The organism is Pseudomonas sp. GYB4201, assembly GCF_056312595.1.
In genome coordinates this window covers 59,518-76,673 of the sequence record NZ_JBWGIG010000020.1, presented here as the reverse complement: position 1 = coordinate 76,673, position 17,156 = coordinate 59,518, and the positions used below count along the sequence as shown (strand labels likewise).

Below are 17,156 nucleotides of genomic sequence, written 5' to 3'. Positions count from 1 at the left end.
CCTCCCAAGATGACCAAACGCGAAGCTCCAATCTACAAAGTGATTTTCCTCAACCAGGGCCAGGTGTTCGAGATGTACGCCAAGCAGATCTTCCAGAGTGATCTGTGGGGCTTCCTGGAAATCGAGGAATTCGTCTTTGGCGAGCGCACCCAGGTGGTCGTGGACCCTAGCGAAGAAAAACTCAAGGCCCAGTTCGAGGGCGTGGTGCGCAGCTTCGTGCCCATGCATTCGATCGTGCGCATCGACGAAGTGGAGCGCCTGGGCACGCCGAAAATCAGCGAAGCCCGCGGCGTCAGCAACGTGATGCCATTCCCCATGCCGATGCCGGAGAAGTAACGGCGTCAGCTCAGGGCAGCGGCGAGAAGGGCGAGCGCCCGTCGGCGGTCTGCAGTTCCAGCAGGTATTTGCGGAAAATCTGCCCCAGCACCTGGGTGGCCATTTCCAACTGGTCGCGCGGCATCTGCGCGGCCACCTCGTCGGCGCTGTCCAGGGCGTCTTCCTGGCCGTTCACGGCGGCCATCTTCAGCACAATGTAGGCCTGCACGTTGTTGGCCGGCACGCCTTCGCCGTGGAAGAACATCAAGCCCAGGTGGTATTGCGCGTCGGCATGGCCTTGCAGCGAGGCCTGCTCGAAGTAATTGAGCGCCTGGTTCAGGTCGCGGGGGGTGGCGGTACCGTCGTAGTAGAACTGCCCCAGCTCGTATTGCGCCTGGGCGTCGCCGGACTTGGCGGCCGCCTGGCAGCTGGCCAGGGCCTGTGGCAGGTCCTGGGGCTGGGTGTTGAGCGTGCAGCGACCCATCGCCGGAATCAACAGCGAATTGCCGCCTGCCGAGGCCAGCAGGGGCTGAAGAAGCAACAGGCAGCCCAGGGCAAGGGCGCGGCCGGTGCGGTTCATGGGGATCGACTTACCTCAACAGGAAACGGGCGGACCCGGCCAGAACAAGGACTGGTGGCACATTATGAAATAAGCCGGCCCGTCCTTACAAAGTCTTTACTCGTTTTTCTGCTCTGTGGGCCAGGACGCGGCCTGCGGCCGCTGCTACAGCAGCTGCCGAAGGCTGCGTCCCGACGCCTTATTTCAACGCTGCGAAGGCGCGCTCGGCCGCATCCAGGGTGATCTTCAGCTCGGCGTCGCCATGGGCGATGGAGGTGAAGCCTGCCTCGAACGCGCTTGGCGCCAGGTACACGCCGCCTTCCAGCATCAGGTGGAAGAAGCGCTTGAAGCGCTCGGCGTCGCTGCTCATCACGTCTTCGAAGGTGACGATGTCGTCGGCACCGCTGAAGTACAGGCCGAACATGCCGCCCGCCTGGGTGGTCACGAACGGGATGCCGGCGGCGTCGGCGCGCTGCTGCAGGCCGTCGAGCAGGCGCGTGGTGTAGTCGCTCAGCTCGTCATGGAAGCCGGGGCGGCTGATCAGGTTCAGGGTGGTCAGGCCTGCGGCCATGGCCAGCGGGTTGCCCGACAGGGTGCCAGCCTGGTACACCGGGCCCAGCGGCGCGATGTGCGACATGATCTCGCGCTTGCCGCCGAAGCAGCCTACTGGCATGCCGCCGCCGATGATTTTGCCGAAAGTGCTCAGGTCCGGGGTGACGCCGTAGTAGGCCTGGGCGCCGCCCAGGGCCACGCGGAAGCCGGTCATCACTTCGTCGAAGATCAGCACCACGCCGTGCTGGGTGCACAGCTCGCGCAGGCCTTGCAGGTAGCCTGGGGCAGGCGGCACGCAGTTCATGTTGCCGGCCACCGGCTCGACGATGATGCACGCCACTTCCTCGCCCACTTCAGCCAGCATCTCGGCCACGGCCTGCAGGTTGTTGAACGGCAGGGTCAGGGTGTGCTTGGCGAAGGCCGCGGGCACGCCCGGCGAGCTCGGCACGCCCAGGGTCAGGGCGCCGGAGCCGGCCTTCACCAGCAGGCTGTCGGAGTGGCCGTGGTAGCAGCCTTCGAACTTGATGATGCTGTCGCGGCCGGTGAAACCACGGGCGAGGCGAATGGCGCTCATGGTGGCCTCGGTGCCCGAGCTGACCATGCGCACCATTTCCATGGATGGCACCAGCGAGCAGACCAGGTCGGCCATCTGGGTTTCCATCTCGGTCGGCGCGCCGTACGACAGGCCGTGCTCCAGCTGCTTGCGCACCGCGTCCAGCACGTCGGGGTGGCTGTGGCCCAGGATCATCGGGCCCCAGGAACCCACGTAGTCGACGTAGCGCTTGTCGTCTTCGTCGGTGACGTAGGCGCCGGCGGCGTGCTTGAAGAACAGCGGCGTGCCGCCCACGCTCTTGAAGGCACGCACGGGCGAGTTGACGCCACCGGGGATGTGTTTCTGGGCGTTGGCAAACAGCGTTTCGGAGCGGGACATAATCAGGGTCTCGTTAATCAGGCGGATTCGAACAGGGCGTTGAACGCGCGGGCGCGAGCGGTCACTTCCTGGGCGGTGTCAGCGCCAAACAGGGCATTGACCACGGCCAGCAGGTCGGCGCCCTGTTCCAGCAGCAGCGGGGCGTTGGCCAGGGTGATGCCGCCGATCGCGCAGATCGGCAGCTTGAACTGGGCGCGGGCCTGGCTGAGGGTGTCCAGGGGCACCAGGCCGGCGTCGGGCTTGGTGCTGGAGTCGAAGAAGGCACCGAAGGCCACGTAGCTGGCGCCTTCGCGGGCCGCTTGTTCAGCCAGGTCGAGGCGGCCGTGGCAGGTGGAACCGATGATGGCGTTGCGGCCCAGCAGCGCACGCGCCGGGGTCAGCGGGCCGTCGGTCTGGCCCAGGTGCACGCCCACGCCCAGGCGGGCGGCCAGTTCGGCGTCATCGTTGATGATCAGTTGGGTCTTGTACGGTTCGCACAGCTTGCGCAGCGCCTCGGCCTCGCGCAGGCGGCGGGCCTCGTCGGTACTCTTGTCGCGGTATTGCAGCAGCAGCACGCCGCCGTCCAGGGCCGCCTTGACGTAGTCAAGGAAACGGCCGGCCAGCAGCTTGCTGTCGGTAATGGCGTAAAGGCCACGTAATTTCATCACACTTACCTCTATGGCGCGGCGTTACGAGCAGAAATCCAGTGGCAGGCGGCGGGGCACGTACTGGCCCTTGCCGAGCTGCTCGGCGTCACGCAGGGTGCGCCAGGTGTAATCGAGGGCCGACTGCACGGCGCTCTCCAGTTGCTCGCCCAGGGCCAGGCGGCCGGCCAGGGCGCTGGCCAGGGTGCAGCCAGAACCATGATAGCTGCCGGGCAGGCGCTGGCAGATGAAGGTCTGGCGGCGGCCGTCGCGGCTGTACAGGCGGTTATGGATTTCGGTTTCGTCACCGTGGCCGCCGGTGATCAGCAGGTGGCGCACGTAGGGCAGCAGTTTTTCCGCGCATTCATCGGCGCTGCCTTCGGGCAGTTCGGCCAGGATGCGGGCTTCGGGAAGGTTGGGGGTGGCGATGATGGCCAGGGGCAACAGGCGCTCGCGCATGGCGTAGCCGACCTCGTCCTTGCCCAGGCGGCCGCCGCCACCGGCGCGCAGCACCGGGTCGCAGACCATCGGCAGGTGCGGGTGCTGGCTGAGCAGCTCGACCACGGTATCGACCATTTCCAGCGAGCCGAGCATGCCCAGCTTGACCGCGGCCACCTCGGAGTCGTTGAGCACGGCATTGGCCTGGGCCAACACCCACTCGCGGTCGAGCACGCGGAAGTCGGTGACATTGACAGTGTCCTGCACGGTCAGGGCGGTCACGGCCGGGGCGGCGTGGCAACCTTGGGCGATCAGGGCTTCGATATCTGCCTGCAGGCCGGCGCCGCCACTGGGGTCGTGGCCGGAGAGACAGAGGACAACGGGGCGGGAGCTATAGATATTCATGGTGCGCGAGCTTACCACCAAACGCTTTTGCCGGGACCGGGCGGCATTGGCTGTTTTTTTGTCGCAATAGTCAGGCAGTTTTTCCTGGTAATGGCTGAAAGCGCCGACCTAGAGCCTTCGATACAATTTTTTACAGCCGCTGCGCTAGTGGCAAGAAGCTATGCTAGAGTGCTTCGAAACCGATAACAGGCACTGCCGGACGACGTCGTCTCAAAGGGAATGGGGGCTTCCTGACGCGCTCGGACAGGCTACGCTGGGGCTGTATGCGCTATTTCCTGATTTTACTGGTGGGCTGGCTACCGCTGCTGGCCTGCGCGCTCGATTTTGACGAGTCCACGCGCACCCTTCCCCTGGGGCACGTGATGCAAGTCTATGAAGATGTCGATGGCTCGGCCAGCATCGAGCAGGTTTCGTCCGCGGCCTTTGCCGATCGTTTTCATCGGCAAAGCGAAGCCGTGCTCAACGCCGGCTACTCGCGCTCGGTGTTCTGGCTGCGCGTGGACTTGCGCTACGTGCCCAAGGACCCTGAGGCCGTGGGCAACTGGCTGCTGGAGCTGGCGTACCCGCCCATGGACAGCATCGAACTGTTCCTGGCCGACCCCAACGGCAAGTTCCGCCTGACCCAGAGCACGGGCGACGAGCTGCCGTACTCGGTGCGCGAGATCAAGCAGAACAACTACGTGTTCGCCATCCCGTTCCCGGCCAACCAGACCACCACCGCCTACCTGCGCATTCACAGCGAAGGCTCGGTGCAGGCGCCGCTGAACCTGTGGTCCTATACCGCTTACCTTGAAGATCAGCCCACCCGTCTGTATGTGCTGGGGCTGATCTACGGCGTGCTGCTGGGGATGCTGGTCTACAACCTGTTCATCTACTTGAGCGTGCGCGACCGCAGCTACCTCTACTACATCCTCTATATCGCCTCCTTCGGCCTGTACCAGGTGTCGGTGAACGGTGCCGGCGTGCAGTATTTCTGGCCCGAGAACCCCTGGTGGGCCAACGCCGCCACGCCGTTCCTGATCGGCTCGGCCGCGCTGTTCGGCAGCCAGTTCGCCCGCAGCTTCCTGCAGACCGCCGAGCACAGCCGCTGGCTCGACCGCCTGCTGATGGTGCTGATGGGCGTGGGCGTGGTGACGATGATGCTGTCGCTGACCGCCACCTACGGCATGGCCTTGCGCCTGGCCACCGCACTGGCGCTGGTGTTCACCGTGGTGATCTTCAGCGCCGGCCTGATCGCCTGGTGGCGCGGCCTGCGCCTGGCACGCTATTTCATCATCGCCTGGACCGCGTTCCTGGCGGGCGGCATCGTCAACACCCTGATGGTGCTGGGCTACCTGCCCAACGTCTTCATCACCATGTACGCCAGCCAGATCGGTTCGGCGCTGGAGGTGGGGCTGCTGTCCCTGGCCCTGGCCGACCGCATCAACTCCATGCGCGAGCAACAGGCGCGAGTGCTGCTGGAAGCGGGCCAGAAGCTGGAGCTGCTCAACCAGCAACTGGCCAACAGCAACCGCCTCAAGGACGAGTTCCTGGCCACTGTCACCCACGAGCTGCGCACGCCCATGAACGGCGTGATCGGCTCGCTGGAGCTGATGCAGACCGTGCCCATGGACACCGAACTCGAACAGTATCAGCAGACCGCGGCCGGCTCGGCGCGGGACATGATGCGCATGGTCGACGACATCCTCATCCTCACCGAACTGCAGGCCGGCAAGCTTTACCCGCGCCACGAACCGTTCGGTGTGCAGGCCCTGCTCGACGGCCTGCAGATGCAATTCGGCCGGGCGGCCCAGGCCAAGCACCTGGCGTTCTCGGTGGAAACCGACAGCGACCTGCCCGAGCGCCTGCAGGGCGACTCGAAGAAGCTGGCGCTGTGCCTGGGTTGCCTGCTGGACAACGCCATCAAGTTCACCCGCCAAGGCTCGGTGGGGCTGCGGGTGCGCGTCGGCGAGCGCACGGCGGACGGCCTGGCGCTGAGCTTCAAGGTCAGCGACACCGGCATCGGCTTCAGCCAACTGGCCGACGCTACCCTGTACCAGCGGTTCTTCCAGGTCGACGGCTCCATGACCCGTGAATACGGCGGCCTGGGCATTGGCCTGGCGATCTGCCGGCAACTGGCCGACCTGATGGGCGGCGAACTCAGCCATCACTCCGAACCCGGGCGTGGCAGCTGGTTCGAGCTGCACGTGCAATTGGGCCTGGTGGACGACCTGGGGCCCACACCGGCCGGGCCGCGTACCGAGCACCAGCGCACCCAGCGTTCGCCCCACGACTGCACGGTGCTGCTGGTGGATGACAACAGCATCAACCAGCTGGTGATCCGCGGCATGCTGCTCAAGCTGGGCTACCGCGTGCGCACGGCCGACGATGGCATTACCGCGCTGGAGCTGTTGCACCGCGAACGGTTCGACGCCGTGCTGCTGGACTGCCAGACGCCGCTCACCGACGCCTTCGCCACCTGCCGGCGCCTGCGTGAACTACCCGGTTGCGCGCGCCTGCCGGTGCTGGCGGTGGTGGGCCAGCGCCAGGAACGGGAACGTTGCCTGGAGGCCGGCATGAGCGATTGCCTGAACCGGCCGGTGCGTTTCGAAGAGCTGCAAGCCACCTTGCACCGTTGGTTGCTGGTCAAGGTGCAGGGCGAAAGCGCCGACATTTAGGCCGATATGTCACTTTGACAGGGGCGGGTAGCGTGATTCACTGGGGTATGAACCTGCCCCAGGAGCCCGCCATGAACCTGCACCAGTTCGCCGAGACCCACGAAGTCAGCAACCAGCCGCCGCCCCTGGACGGGGCCAACCTGTGGCGCATCGACCTGCCGCTGCAGGCCTGGGCCAAGCGCTTCGGTGGCGGCTGGGCCGAGGCGCGCATCGACGCCTACGGTGCCCTGGCCGGTGGGCCGCTGATGGCGGCGGGGTTCCTGGCGAACCAGAACAAGCCGGTGTTCAGCAGCCACGACCGCTACGGCCACCGTATTGACCTGGTGGAGTTCCATCCCGCTTATCACGAGCTGATGCGCGCGGCCGTCGAGCACGGCTTGCCGTCCCTGCCGTGGACCGATCCGCGCCCCGGCGCCCACGTGGCGCGCGCCGCCATGACCTACCTGCACACCCAGGCCGAGGCCGGCAGCGGCTGCCCGCTGACCATGACCTTCGCCAGCGTGCCGGCGCTGCGCCTGCAACCGGACCTGGCCGAGCAGTGGCTGCCCAAGGTGCTGGCCACCGAGTACGACCCGCGCAACGTCGGCATGGCGCACAAGGCCGGGGTCACCCTGGGCATGGCCATGACCGAGAAACAGGGCGGCACCGACGTGCGCGCCAACACCACCCGCGCCTTCCCCGTGGGCGCCCCGGGCCCGGGCCAGGCCTATGAACTGGTGGGGCACAAGTGGTTCTGCTCGGCGCCCATGTGCGACGCCTTCCTGACCCTGGCCCAGACTGACAAGGGCCTGACCTGCTTCCTGCTGCCGCGCCACCGCCCGGATGACACCCGCAACGAGTTCTACATCCAGCGCCTGAAGAACAAGCTGGGCAACTGCTCCAACGCCTCCAGCGAGGTGGAGTTCCGTGGCGCCCTGGCCTGGATGGTGGGCGAGGAGGGCCGCGGCGTGCCGACCATCATCGAGATGGTGGCCATGACCCGTTTCGATTGCATGGTCGGCTCCAGCGCGCTGATGCGCCAGGCGCTGACCCAGGCGGCGCACCACTGCGCCCATCGGCAGGTGGGCGGGCGAGTGCTGGCCGAGCAGCCGTTGATGCAGAACGTGCTGGCTGACCTGGCGCTGGAAAGCGAGGCGGCGCTGGCGCTGAGCCTGCGCATGGGCCAGGCCCTGGACCATCTGGATGACGGCCAGCAGGCACGCTTCGCCCGGCTGATGACCGCAGTGGGCAAGTATTGGATCTGCAAGCGCGCCCCGGCCATGATCAACGAAGCAGCCGAGTGCATGGGCGGCGCCGGCTATGTCGAGGACAGCATCCTGCCGCGGCTGTACCGCGAGGCGCCGGTCAACTCCACCTGGGAAGGCTCGGGCAATGTCCAGTGCCTGGACGTGCTGCGCGCCCTGTCCAAGGAGCCGGGCGTACTCGATGCCCTGTTCGCCGAGCTGGGTGATGGCCATGGCGACCGTCGCCTGGCGGCGCACATCGATGGGCTGAAAGCGGCGTTCCAGGACACCAGCGACATCCAGTACCGCGCCCGCCATCTCACCGAGGACATTGCCCTGGCGGTGCAGGCCAAGCTGTTGCTGGAGGCCGGCAATGCGGTGGTCAGCGACGCCTTCATCGCCAGCCGCCTGAGCGGTGGCGGCCGTGCCTACGGCGCGCTGCCGCGCGGCCTCGACGTCGAATCACTGGTCCAACGCTCAACCCCCCACCTCCCGTAGCAGCGGCCGCAGGCCGCGTCCCGGGGCAACGCAGATCGGCCGCCTGGCCGCGTCACGGGCAACACGTGCCTTTATGTGTTGTTACAGGCAAGATGGAGGTCTGCAAGATCAGACAGGAAGCGCACCGTGACTCGAACTGCCGAAGCCTTTGTTGTTGTCGAAACCGCCGAACAAGCCGTCGATCGTCTGGCTGAATTGCACGAGCGGGGTACCAAGGCCCTGAGCCAGGCGCTCAAGCAATACCTCAAGGACCGCAGCGAACCCGACGCGGCCCAGCGCGCGCTGTTCCACTACCCGGAACTGCGCGTCACCTACACCTACAGCGGCGAAGTCCCGCCCATTACCCGCGCCTACGCCAAGGTGCAGTCGCCGGGCACCTATTCGGTCACCGTCACCCAGCCGGCCGCGTTCCGCACCTACCTGCTGGACCAGCTCAAGCCGCTGATGCGCGACTTCTCCGTCACTGTCGAAGTGGGCGTCAGCGAGCAGAACATCCCGTACCCCTACGTGGTCGAGCAGGGCGATGAGCTGGCCGGCAGCGGTGTCACCGCCGCGGCCCTGGCCCGCGTGTTCCCCAGCACCGACCTGTCCGCCGCCACCGATGGCGTGGCCGACGGCCTGTATGACTGGGCCACCGCCGACCCGATGCCGCTGGCGTTGTTCGACGCCGCCCGCGTCGATTTCTCCCTGCGCCGCCTGATCCACTACACCGGCAGCGACTGGCGCCACGTGCAGCCGTGGATCCTGCTGACCAACTACCACCGCTACGTCGACCAGTTCGTCAGCCACGGCCTGGAACAGCTGCAAAGCGATCCGCGTTTCGTGCGCCTGGTCATGCCCGGCAACGTGGTGATCGAGAAGGGCATGGCCAGCGAGCAGGCCCAGGCCCTGGTGGACAGCGTGGTGTGGCACCGCTACCAGATGCCGGCCTATCACCTGATCGCCGCCGATGGCGACGGCGTGACCCTGGTCAACATCGGCGTGGGCCCGTCCAACGCCAAGAACATCACCGACCACCTGGCCGTGCTGCGCCCGCACTGCTGGCTGATGATCGGCCACTGCGGCGGCCTGCGGCAGTCGCAGACCATTGGCGACTACGTGCTGGCCCACGCCTACATGCGCCAGGACGGCATCCTCGACCGCGTGTTGCCGCCGAACATCCCGATCCCGGCCTTGGCCGAGGTACAGATGGCCCTGCAGGAAGCGGCCGCGCAGATCACCGGCGAGCGTGGCGACGAGCTGAAAAAGCGCCTGCGCACCGGCACCGTGCTGACCTACGACGACCGCAACTGGGAGCTGCGCTGGGCCCAGGAACGGCCGCTGATCAACCTGTCGCGCGCCGTGGCCGTGGACATGGAAAGCGGCACCATCGCCGCCCAGGGGTACCGCCTGCGCGTGCCGTACGGCACCTTGCTGTGCGTGTCCGACAAGCCGCTGCACAGTGAGATCAAGCTGCCGGGTTCGGCCAACGCGTTCTACAACCGCGCGGTCAGCCAGCACCTGAAGATCGGCATCGCCGCCCTGGACCTGCTGCGCACCGAGCTGACCTCGCTGCACTCGCGCAAACTGCGCAGCTTCGACGAGCCGCCGTTCCGCTGAGGTTTGCCCAAAGGCGCCGGGCCCACTAGCATAGTCGGCCCAGCTGCCTTGAAACCTTGCCCCCATGCCTTTGCCACCCCGCACCAACGCCCGCCGCCCGGGCGCCAAACCCTTTGCCAAACCCGGGCAGCCACGGCGCGTGGCCAAGGCGCCGCCGGCCGAGCCGCGGTTGATCCTGTTCAACAAGCCGTTCGACGTGCTGACCCAGTTCAGCGACGGCGAAGGCCGCGCGACGCTCAAGGATTTCATCGACATCCCCGGTATCTACCCGGCCGGGCGCCTGGACCGTGACAGCGAAGGCTTGCTGCTGCTGACCAACGACGGCCAGTTGCAGGCGCGCATCGCCGACCCCAGGCACAAGCTGGCGAAAACCTATTGGGTACAAGTTGAAGGCGAGCCTACCGAAGAGCACCTGCAGCGCCTGCGCCAGGGCGTCGAACTCAACGACGGCATGACCCTGCCGGCCCAGGCCCGCCTGCTGGAAGAGCCAGACCTGTGGCCACGCGACCCACCGGTTCGCTTCCGCAAGAGCGTGCCCACCCACTGGCTGGAACTGATCATCAAGGAAGGTCGCAACCGCCAGGTACGGCGCATGACCGCCGCCGTGGGCCTGCCCACCCTGCGCCTGGTGCGCGTGCGCATTGGCGACTGGGCACTGGATGGCCTGGAGCAAGGCAAATACCGCGAAGTCCCGGCTCCCCGCCCGTAGCAGCGGCCACCGGCCGCGTCCCGGCGCGCCGCGATCAATGGGCCTCAATCACCGCAATCACCACGCTCTTGATCACGAACGCGAGGATCCCCAGGCCCAACACCGCAAACAGGATAAGGGTGCCAAACCGTCCGGCCTTGGACTTCTTCGCCAGGTCCCAGACGATAAACCCCATGAACCCGATCAGCACGGTCACCAGTATCGTCATCATCCATTCTTCGAATACCGCCGGGTCCATGGGCAGCCTCCGTCAGGTGCGCAGGTGGGTGAGGGGCAGCTCGGTGCTGGCCAGTACCTGGTTCAGCACGAAGCTGGAGCGCACGCTGGTGACGCCGTCGATACGCGTCAGGTGGCCCAGCAGCAGTTTCTGGTAGTGGTCCATGTCCGGCACCACCACCTTCAACTGGTAGTCGGCTTCCATCCCGGTCACCAGGCTGCATTCCAGCACCTGGGGCAGGGCGCGCACTGCGGCCTCGAAGTTCTCGAAGCGCTCGGGGGTGTGGCGGTCCATGCCGATGTGCACGTAGGCGGTAAGGCTCAGGCCCAGCATCTTGCGGTCCAGCAGGGCGACCTGGCGGGTGATGTAGCCGTCGTCCTCCAGCTGCTTGACCCGGCGCGAGCACGGCGAGGGCGACAGGCCGATGCGCTCGGCCAGTTCCTGGTTGGAAATACGAGCATCGCGCTGCAATTCAGCCAGAATGCTCAGGTCATATCGGTCCAGCTTGCTCATGGATCTGCCCTTGATCTTTAATATTGCTGCAAATTATCCATCTGAAGGCAAAAATTGCGCAAGTGATGTTTTCGTCAGCAATCTTAGCAATCCCCTGCCGCCGCCTTCGACGTATTCTTTTACCCAGAATCACTACCCGGACACGAGTCCACTGCAACCAGACCCAAGCAGGCAGGTTGCGGCCACCACCCCCACAGGGGCTGTGCTGGCCCCCGGGTTGCACACTGCCCAGAAGGCGGCGTGAGGTGAGCCGGCGCCACAAGCGTCGAGCAGGACAGAAGACACTCAAGGGAGGCCGACGGGCCTCCCTTCTTTATTTGTGCGCGGGGAAAATCTGCCGCGCGCCCAGGTGTCCGGCGATATTGCTTTGTTGCCGCGTCAATCGCGCGCCGCCCGCGCGGCGCTTCGCAGCCTTCGGCAGCTCCTACATCGGTTGCAACGTGCCACAGCCTGTCCGAGAGGCGTTGCCTGCCTGGTGTCCACGCTGGATTCCGTCGAGCCCACATGGCTAAGGCCTCGGTCGATCAGGCCATGGTACGTTTAAGCAAATGTAGGAGCTGCCGAAGGCGGCGAAGCGCCGCGCGGGCGGCGCTCGATTTCATGAATAACCAAAGAGCATCGACTAGCGCCTCTGCGCCAACCCAATCTAATGCCTGGAACCAACCGCGCAGGAAAATCGTGTCCCCGCCGATACCCATCGCATACAGGCTGATAAACTTGAAGAACCGAGGGCGGTTTTTCCAGTCTTATTTATACGCCCCAACCCATCCCCCGTGAGGAACAACATGAAGTCGCGCATCTGGCATTTGGCAGGTGTTGGTCTGCTTTGCGTGAGCGCCAGCGCTCAAACCCTGGCCGAAGGTCCGAACTCGCAGCAGGAACAGCGGGGCCCCCAAGGGCAGCAGCATGGCGGTGGCCAGCAGCAAAACCATCCGCAGCCACAACAACAGCAGCCACAACAACCGCCGCAACAGCAGCAGCGTGCCCCGCAACAAAGCGGCCAGTACCAGTTCCACCAACAGAACTTCAACCGCGAGCAGCCCGGCAACGCCCGGCCGCAGAACGCGCAGCCGCAGTTCCATCAGCAGCAGGACACGCCCACGCAGTTCCACCAGGAACAGCAGCGTGCGCCGCAGCAGAGCGGCCAATACCAGTTCCACCAGGAGCCGCGCCAGCAGCAGGTCGAGCAGCCGCCGATTCGCCCGCATCCGGATGAAGTGCGCCAGACCCAGCCGCCTATCCGTGGCAACTACGCCGACATGCCCAACCGCGACCGCCACGACGACCACCGCTGGCCGGGCCGCCCGGGTGGCTACGGCAACGGCTGGGGCTCGGGCCCGCAGTTCCGGCCGGGGCAGTATGTCGATCGCTTCCCGGGGCAGTCCTACCGCGTGCCGTACCGCGGCGGTGACTACTTCTTCTCCAATGGCTACTGGTACCGCCCGGATGGCCCGCGCTACGTGGTCGTACGGCCGCCCTACGGCATCCGTACCCGCTACCTGCCCGACTACGCCAGCGAAGTCTGGATTGGTGGCGCGCTGTTCTTCATGGCTGCCGGCAGCTATTACCAGTGGGCGGACGACAGCCAGGACTACGTGGTGGTGAACCCGCCGGTGGCCCAGGAGCAGATCCAACCGCCGCCTGAACCAGAGCCGCAGCCCCAGCCCGCCGCCGACCCTTATGACGTGGCGGTGTACCCGGCCTACGGCCAGAGCCCGGAGCAGATTCAGCAGGACAGGTACGAGTGCTATCGCACTGCCGTGCAGCAGACCGGCTTCGACCCCGCCAACGCCACCTACCAGCCTGACCCGGCGGTGGTCTACAGCTACCGCAATGCCATGGCGTCCTGCCTGAGCACCCGGGGCTACAGGGTGAACTGAGGGGTGTGGGCCTTGCCGGCCTGCACCACTTCCTCCGGGTCGGCGTGCACCAGTACCTCGGCCTTGGGGTACTGCGCCATGATCGCCGCTTCCGCCTGTTCGCACAGGGCGTGGGCGGCAGTCAGGCTCAAGGTGCCGGGCAGTTCCAGGTGCAGTTGCACGAACCAGTGGTTGCCCGACACCCGCGTGCGCAGGTCGTGGGCACCCAGCACGCCGGGCACCGCGCAGGCCAGCGCCAGCATCTGCGCGCTGACGTCGGTGGGCAGTTCCTCGTCCATGAGGATGGCCACGCTTTCGCGGGCGATCTGGTAGGCGCTCCAGAGGATGTACAGGGAAATACCCAGGCCGAAGAAGGCGTCCATCTGCCCGAAGCCGAACTGCGCCAGCAGCAAGGCCACCAGGATGCTGCCGTTGAGCATCATGTCCGAGCGGTAGTGCAGCGAGTCTGCGCGAATGGCCGTGGAGCCGGTTTCGCGAATGACCTTGTACTGGATGGCCAGCAGCCCCGCGGTCAGCACCAACGACAGCACCATCACGGCGATGCCGATGCCGGCCTGCCCCAGCGGCTGCGGGTTATGCAGCCGTTCCACCGCCTGGTAGGCGATGAGCACCGCACTGAAGCCGATGAACAAGGCCTGGGCCATGCCCGCCATGGCCTCGGCCTTGCCGTGGCCATAGCGGTGGTCTTCATCGGCCGGGCGCAGCGCATAATGCACCGCCAGCAGGTTGAGGAACGAGGTGGCGCCGTCCAGCACCGAGTCGGTGAGGCCGGCCAGCAGGCTGACCGAGCCGCTCAACCACCAGGCGATGGCCTTGGCGACGATCAGGATGGCCGCCGTGGCCAGGGAAGCACGTGTGGCCAGGCGCAGCAGCTTGATGTGGTGAGCGGATGTGGTCATGGTGGCCTGTGCTTAAGCGGCGGGCTTGAGGCCGTACATGGCCAGTTGTTCCGCGCTGCCACGGCTTTCGATCAGGCGCGGGTCGTTCAGGGGCAGGGTGCGGCCCAGTTCGTTCTGCAGGATAGCCTCCAGTTTCGCGCGGTCCACCTTGCCGTCGGCGCTCACCGCCTCGTGCAGTTTTTCCGGCGCTACCTGGGCGATCTTGCCATGGGGGAAGTAGATGGCGCCGGTGGCGAAGTCGACACCGAACGCGATCAGGCCCGGGATAATGTAGAACAGCAGCCCGACGGCGTCGGCCACGGCAATGACCGGGTCGATGCGGCCTTCGATCTGGCCGCGACGCTCAGGGTAGAACAGGCTGCCGCAGGCCGTAACCTGGGTGAGCAGGGCGCCCACCAGCACACCGCCAATCAAACGCGAAGGAATACGCATGGGAATCTCCGAAATGGTGAATGCAACCCTACAGGGGTGCTGATACTAAGACCATGATTATAAGGCTCTAGTTCGCCGTTATACTTGCCGGCTTGCCTGGGAGCCACCATGATTTCATTGCCGATTGATGCCGTTCTGCCCGACCTGCGCCAGGCGCTTGCGGCGCGCCACGAAGCTGTCCTCGAAGCCCCGCCCGGCGCCGGTAAAACCACCCGCGTGCCGCTGGCGTTGCTGGGCGAGCCGTGGCTGGCCGGGCAGACCATCCTCATGCTCGAGCCCCGGCGCCTGGCCGCACGTGCTGCGGCCGAGCGGCTGGCCAGCGAGCTGGGCGAGAAGGTCGGGGAGACCGTGGGCTACCGCATTCGCCTGGACAGCCGGGTGGGCCCCAAGACGCGCATCGAGGTGGTCACCGAGGGCATTCTCACCCGCCGCCTGCAGGAGGATCCAGCGCTGGAAGGCGTTGGCCTGGTGATCTTCGACGAATTTCATGAACGCAGCCTCGACGCCGACCTGGCCCTGGCCCTGAGCCTCAACGGCCGCGCGCTGCTGCGCGACGAGCCGCCGCTGAAGATTTTGCTGATGTCGGCAACCCTGGAGGGCGAGCGCCTGGCGGCCATGCTCGACGATGCGCCGGTGGTGCGCAGCGAAGGGCGCATGTTCCCGGTGGCCATGCGCTGGGGACGGCCGTTCCAGCCGGGCGAGTTCATCGAGCCGCGGGTGGTCAACACCGTGCTGGAAGCGCTCAACGACGAGAGCGGCAGCCTGCTGGTGTTCCTGCCCGGCCAGGCCGAGATCCGTCGCGTGCACCAGCAGCTGGCCGAAGCCCTGGGTGAAGACAGCAACGTGTTGCTATGCCCCTTGCACGGCGAGCTGGACCTCAACGCCCAGCGCGCGGCCATCGACCCGGCGCCGGCGGGCAAGCGCAAGGTGGTGCTGGCCACCAACATCGCCGAAACCAGCCTGACCATCAACGGCGTGCGCGTGGTGGTCGATGCCGGCCTGGCGCGGGTGCCGCGCTTCGACCCCGGCAGCGGCATGACCCGCCTGGACACCCAGCGCATCTCCCGCGCCAGCGCCACCCAGCGCGCCGGCCGGGCCGGGCGCCTGGAACCGGGCGTGTGCTACCGCCTGTGGTCCGAGACCCAGCATGAGCAACTGGCGGCCTATGGCGCGGCCGAGATCCTCCAGGCCGACTTGGCCGGGCTGGCGCTGCAGCTGAGCCGCTGGGGCGTGACCCCGGAACAGCTGAGCTGGCTCGACCTGCCACCGGCGGCGGCCTACGGCCAGGCGCTGGACCTGCTGGTGCGCCTGGGGGCGCTGGCGGAACCGGGCGCCACGGCGCTGACCAAACACGGCGAGGCCATGGCGCAACTGCCAGCCCACCCGCGTATCGCCCATCTGCTGCTGCGTGGGCAGGCCTTGGGCCTGGCGGGGCTTGCCTGTGACGTGGCGGCGCTGCTGGGCGAGCGCGACATCCTGCGTGGCGCCGGTGCCGACCTGCACAGCCGCCTGGGCCTGGTGTCCGGCGAGCAGCGCGGTGCGCGCGGCAGCCAGGGCGGGGTGCAGCGAGTGCGCCAGCTGGCACGGCAATACCGTGGTTACCTGCGCGGCAACGCCAGCGCGCCGGTGGCCGATCCCGATCACCCGCGCTGGCTGGGGGCGCTGTTGGCGCTGGCCTATCCCGACCGCGTGGCGCAACAGCGACGTGCCGGTGGTGGCGAATACCGCCTGGCCAACGGCCGCGCCGCGCAGTTTGGCGAGCCGGATGCGCTGATGAAGCACGAGTGGATTGTCATCGCCGACCTGGGCAGCCGCCAGGGCCAGCGCGAAGAGCGCATCTACCTGGCCACCGACTTCGACGCCGGGCTGCTCGACGGCGTGCTGGCCGAGCAGGTGCGCCAGGTCGACCAGTTGGAGTGGGACGAGCGCGAGGGTGTGTTGCGCGCCGAGCGCCAGCGCAAGGTCGGTGAGCTGGTGCTCAGCCGCGAGCCGTTGCCGGGCCTGGACGACGCCGCGCGGGCCAGGGCGCTGGTGGGCCTGGTGCGGCGCAAGGGCCTGGAGCTATTGCCATGGACCCCGGAGCTGCGCCAGTGGCAGGCGCGGGTGAACCTGCTGCGCCAGCTGGACCTGGCCGGCAGCGGCAGCAGCGAATGGCCGGACGTCAGCGACGTGGCATTGCTGGCCACCCTCGAAGCCTGGCTGGAACCCTACTTGGGCAAGGTCACGCGCCTGAGCCACTTCGGCAACCTGGACCTGTCCTCGATCCTGCGCAACGCCTTGCCGTGGCCGCTGCCCCAGCGCCTGGACGAACTGGCGCCGCAGCATCTGACCGTGCCGTCGGGCAGCAATGTGCGGCTGGACTACAGCGAAGTGCCGCCGATCCTGGCGGTGCGCCTGCAGGAACTGTTCGGCCTGGCCGAAACCCCGTGCATCGCCAACGGCCGCCAGCAGGTGCTGTTGCACCTGTTGTCGCCGGCACGGCGGCCGGTGCAGGTCACCCAGGACCTGGCCAACTTCTGGCGCAGCACCTACGCCGAGGTGAAGAAAGACCTCAAGGGCCGCTACCCCAAGCACTACTGGCCGGACGACCCGCTGATCGCCGAAGCCACCGCCCGCATCAAACCCCGCAAATAACCCCGGAACGCGGCGAACCCACGTAGCAGCTGCCGAAGGCGGCGTCCGGCGGCGGGCCTGCGTCGCGCCGGG

15 protein-coding genes are annotated in these 17,156 nt (G+C 66.8%); 7 read left to right on the top strand and 8 right to left on the bottom strand.

Annotated features, from left to right (window positions below; all coding sequences use genetic code 11):
* Nucleotides 1-9 precede the first annotated feature (9 nt).
* Nucleotides 10-336: a DUF1820 family protein gene (locus AC0Z2B_RS19400; protein ID WP_008374706.1), complete on the top strand. Its 327-nt coding sequence runs from the start codon at nt 10-12 to the stop codon at nt 334-336.
* Between the two features lie 10 nt (nt 337-346).
* Here AC0Z2B_RS19400 and AC0Z2B_RS19395 read toward each other — a convergent pair whose 3' ends face one another.
* The 4 genes from AC0Z2B_RS19395 to AC0Z2B_RS19380 form a co-directional block, all read right to left on the bottom strand.
* Nucleotides 347-895 (bottom strand): tetratricopeptide repeat protein, encoded by a 549-nt coding sequence (locus AC0Z2B_RS19395; RefSeq protein ID WP_416427049.1) that lies wholly within the window; start codon nt 893-895, stop codon nt 347-349.
* A 178-nt stretch (nt 896-1,073) separates the two neighbouring features.
* A complete protein-coding gene (gene hemL, locus AC0Z2B_RS19390; protein ID WP_416427048.1) occupies nt 1,074-2,357 on the bottom strand; it encodes a glutamate-1-semialdehyde 2,1-aminomutase in 1,284 nt (427 codons plus the stop codon).
* 17 nt (nt 2,358-2,374) lie between these two features.
* The gene (gene thiE, locus AC0Z2B_RS19385) at nt 2,375-3,001 is read right to left on the bottom strand and encodes a thiamine phosphate synthase (RefSeq protein WP_476298804.1); all 627 of its coding nucleotides are present in this window, start codon (nt 2,999-3,001) and stop codon (nt 2,375-2,377) included.
* A 24-nt stretch (nt 3,002-3,025) separates the two neighbouring features.
* Nucleotides 3,026-3,823, bottom strand: coding sequence for a hydroxymethylpyrimidine/phosphomethylpyrimidine kinase (locus AC0Z2B_RS19380; RefSeq protein ID WP_416427046.1), 798 nt, complete (start codon nt 3,821-3,823; stop codon nt 3,026-3,028).
* Nucleotides 3,824-4,086: 263 nt separating this feature from the next.
* On the opposite strand from AC0Z2B_RS19380, the gene AC0Z2B_RS19375 reads away from it, so the two are divergent.
* From AC0Z2B_RS19375 to AC0Z2B_RS19360, 4 genes are all read left to right on the top strand, one after another.
* Nucleotides 4,087-6,480, top strand: a complete 2,394-nt coding sequence (locus AC0Z2B_RS19375; RefSeq protein WP_476298801.1) for a hybrid sensor histidine kinase/response regulator — start codon at nt 4,087-4,089, stop codon at nt 6,478-6,480.
* A gap of 71 nt (nt 6,481-6,551) precedes the next feature.
* Entirely contained in the window at nt 6,552-8,201 is a 1,650-nt protein-coding gene (locus AC0Z2B_RS19370) for an acyl-CoA dehydrogenase family protein (protein WP_476298799.1), read from the top strand.
* A gap of 126 nt (nt 8,202-8,327) precedes the next feature.
* The gene (gene amn / locus AC0Z2B_RS19365) at nt 8,328-9,800 is read left to right on the top strand and encodes an AMP nucleosidase (protein WP_476298797.1); all 1,473 of its coding nucleotides are present in this window, start codon (nt 8,328-8,330) and stop codon (nt 9,798-9,800) included.
* A gap of 139 nt (nt 9,801-9,939) precedes the next feature.
* The gene (locus AC0Z2B_RS19360) at nt 9,940-10,509 is read left to right on the top strand and encodes a pseudouridine synthase (protein WP_416427473.1); all 570 of its coding nucleotides are present in this window, start codon (nt 9,940-9,942) and stop codon (nt 10,507-10,509) included.
* A 34-nt stretch (nt 10,510-10,543) separates the two neighbouring features.
* On the opposite strand, the gene AC0Z2B_RS19355 is transcribed toward AC0Z2B_RS19360, so the two are convergent.
* Together AC0Z2B_RS19355 and AC0Z2B_RS19350 are read right to left on the bottom strand one after the other, a co-directional pair.
* Nucleotides 10,544-10,747 carry a DUF2788 domain-containing protein gene (locus AC0Z2B_RS19355; RefSeq protein ID WP_416427042.1) on the bottom strand — a complete coding sequence of 68 codons (204 nt, stop codon included), beginning with the start codon at nt 10,745-10,747 and terminating at the stop codon, nt 10,544-10,546.
* 12 nt (nt 10,748-10,759) lie between these two features.
* Entirely contained in the window at nt 10,760-11,239 is a 480-nt protein-coding gene (locus AC0Z2B_RS19350) for an Lrp/AsnC family transcriptional regulator (protein ID WP_416427041.1), read from the bottom strand.
* Between the two features lie 785 nt (nt 11,240-12,024).
* Here AC0Z2B_RS19350 and AC0Z2B_RS19345 point away from each other — a divergent pair.
* Nucleotides 12,025-13,119, top strand: a complete 1,095-nt coding sequence (locus AC0Z2B_RS19345; protein WP_476298794.1) for a DUF6515 family protein — start codon at nt 12,025-12,027, stop codon at nt 13,117-13,119.
* Here the strand turns inward: AC0Z2B_RS19345 and AC0Z2B_RS19340 are convergent.
* Together AC0Z2B_RS19340 and AC0Z2B_RS19335 are read right to left on the bottom strand one after the other, a co-directional pair.
* Nucleotides 13,104-14,018 (bottom strand): cation diffusion facilitator family transporter, encoded by a 915-nt coding sequence (locus tag AC0Z2B_RS19340; RefSeq protein WP_476298792.1) that lies wholly within the window; start codon nt 14,016-14,018, stop codon nt 13,104-13,106. The genes AC0Z2B_RS19345 and AC0Z2B_RS19340 overlap by 16 nt on opposite strands.
* A 12-nt stretch (nt 14,019-14,030) precedes the next feature.
* Nucleotides 14,031-14,450 (bottom strand): polyribonucleotide nucleotidyltransferase, encoded by a 420-nt coding sequence (locus AC0Z2B_RS19335; RefSeq protein ID WP_476298790.1) that lies wholly within the window; start codon nt 14,448-14,450, stop codon nt 14,031-14,033.
* Between the two features lie 108 nt (nt 14,451-14,558).
* Between AC0Z2B_RS19335 and hrpB the strand changes: the two genes are divergently transcribed.
* Nucleotides 14,559-17,084, top strand: a complete 2,526-nt coding sequence (gene hrpB, locus AC0Z2B_RS19330; protein WP_476298788.1) for an ATP-dependent helicase HrpB — start codon at nt 14,559-14,561, stop codon at nt 17,082-17,084.
* Nucleotides 17,085-17,156 lie beyond the last annotated feature (72 nt).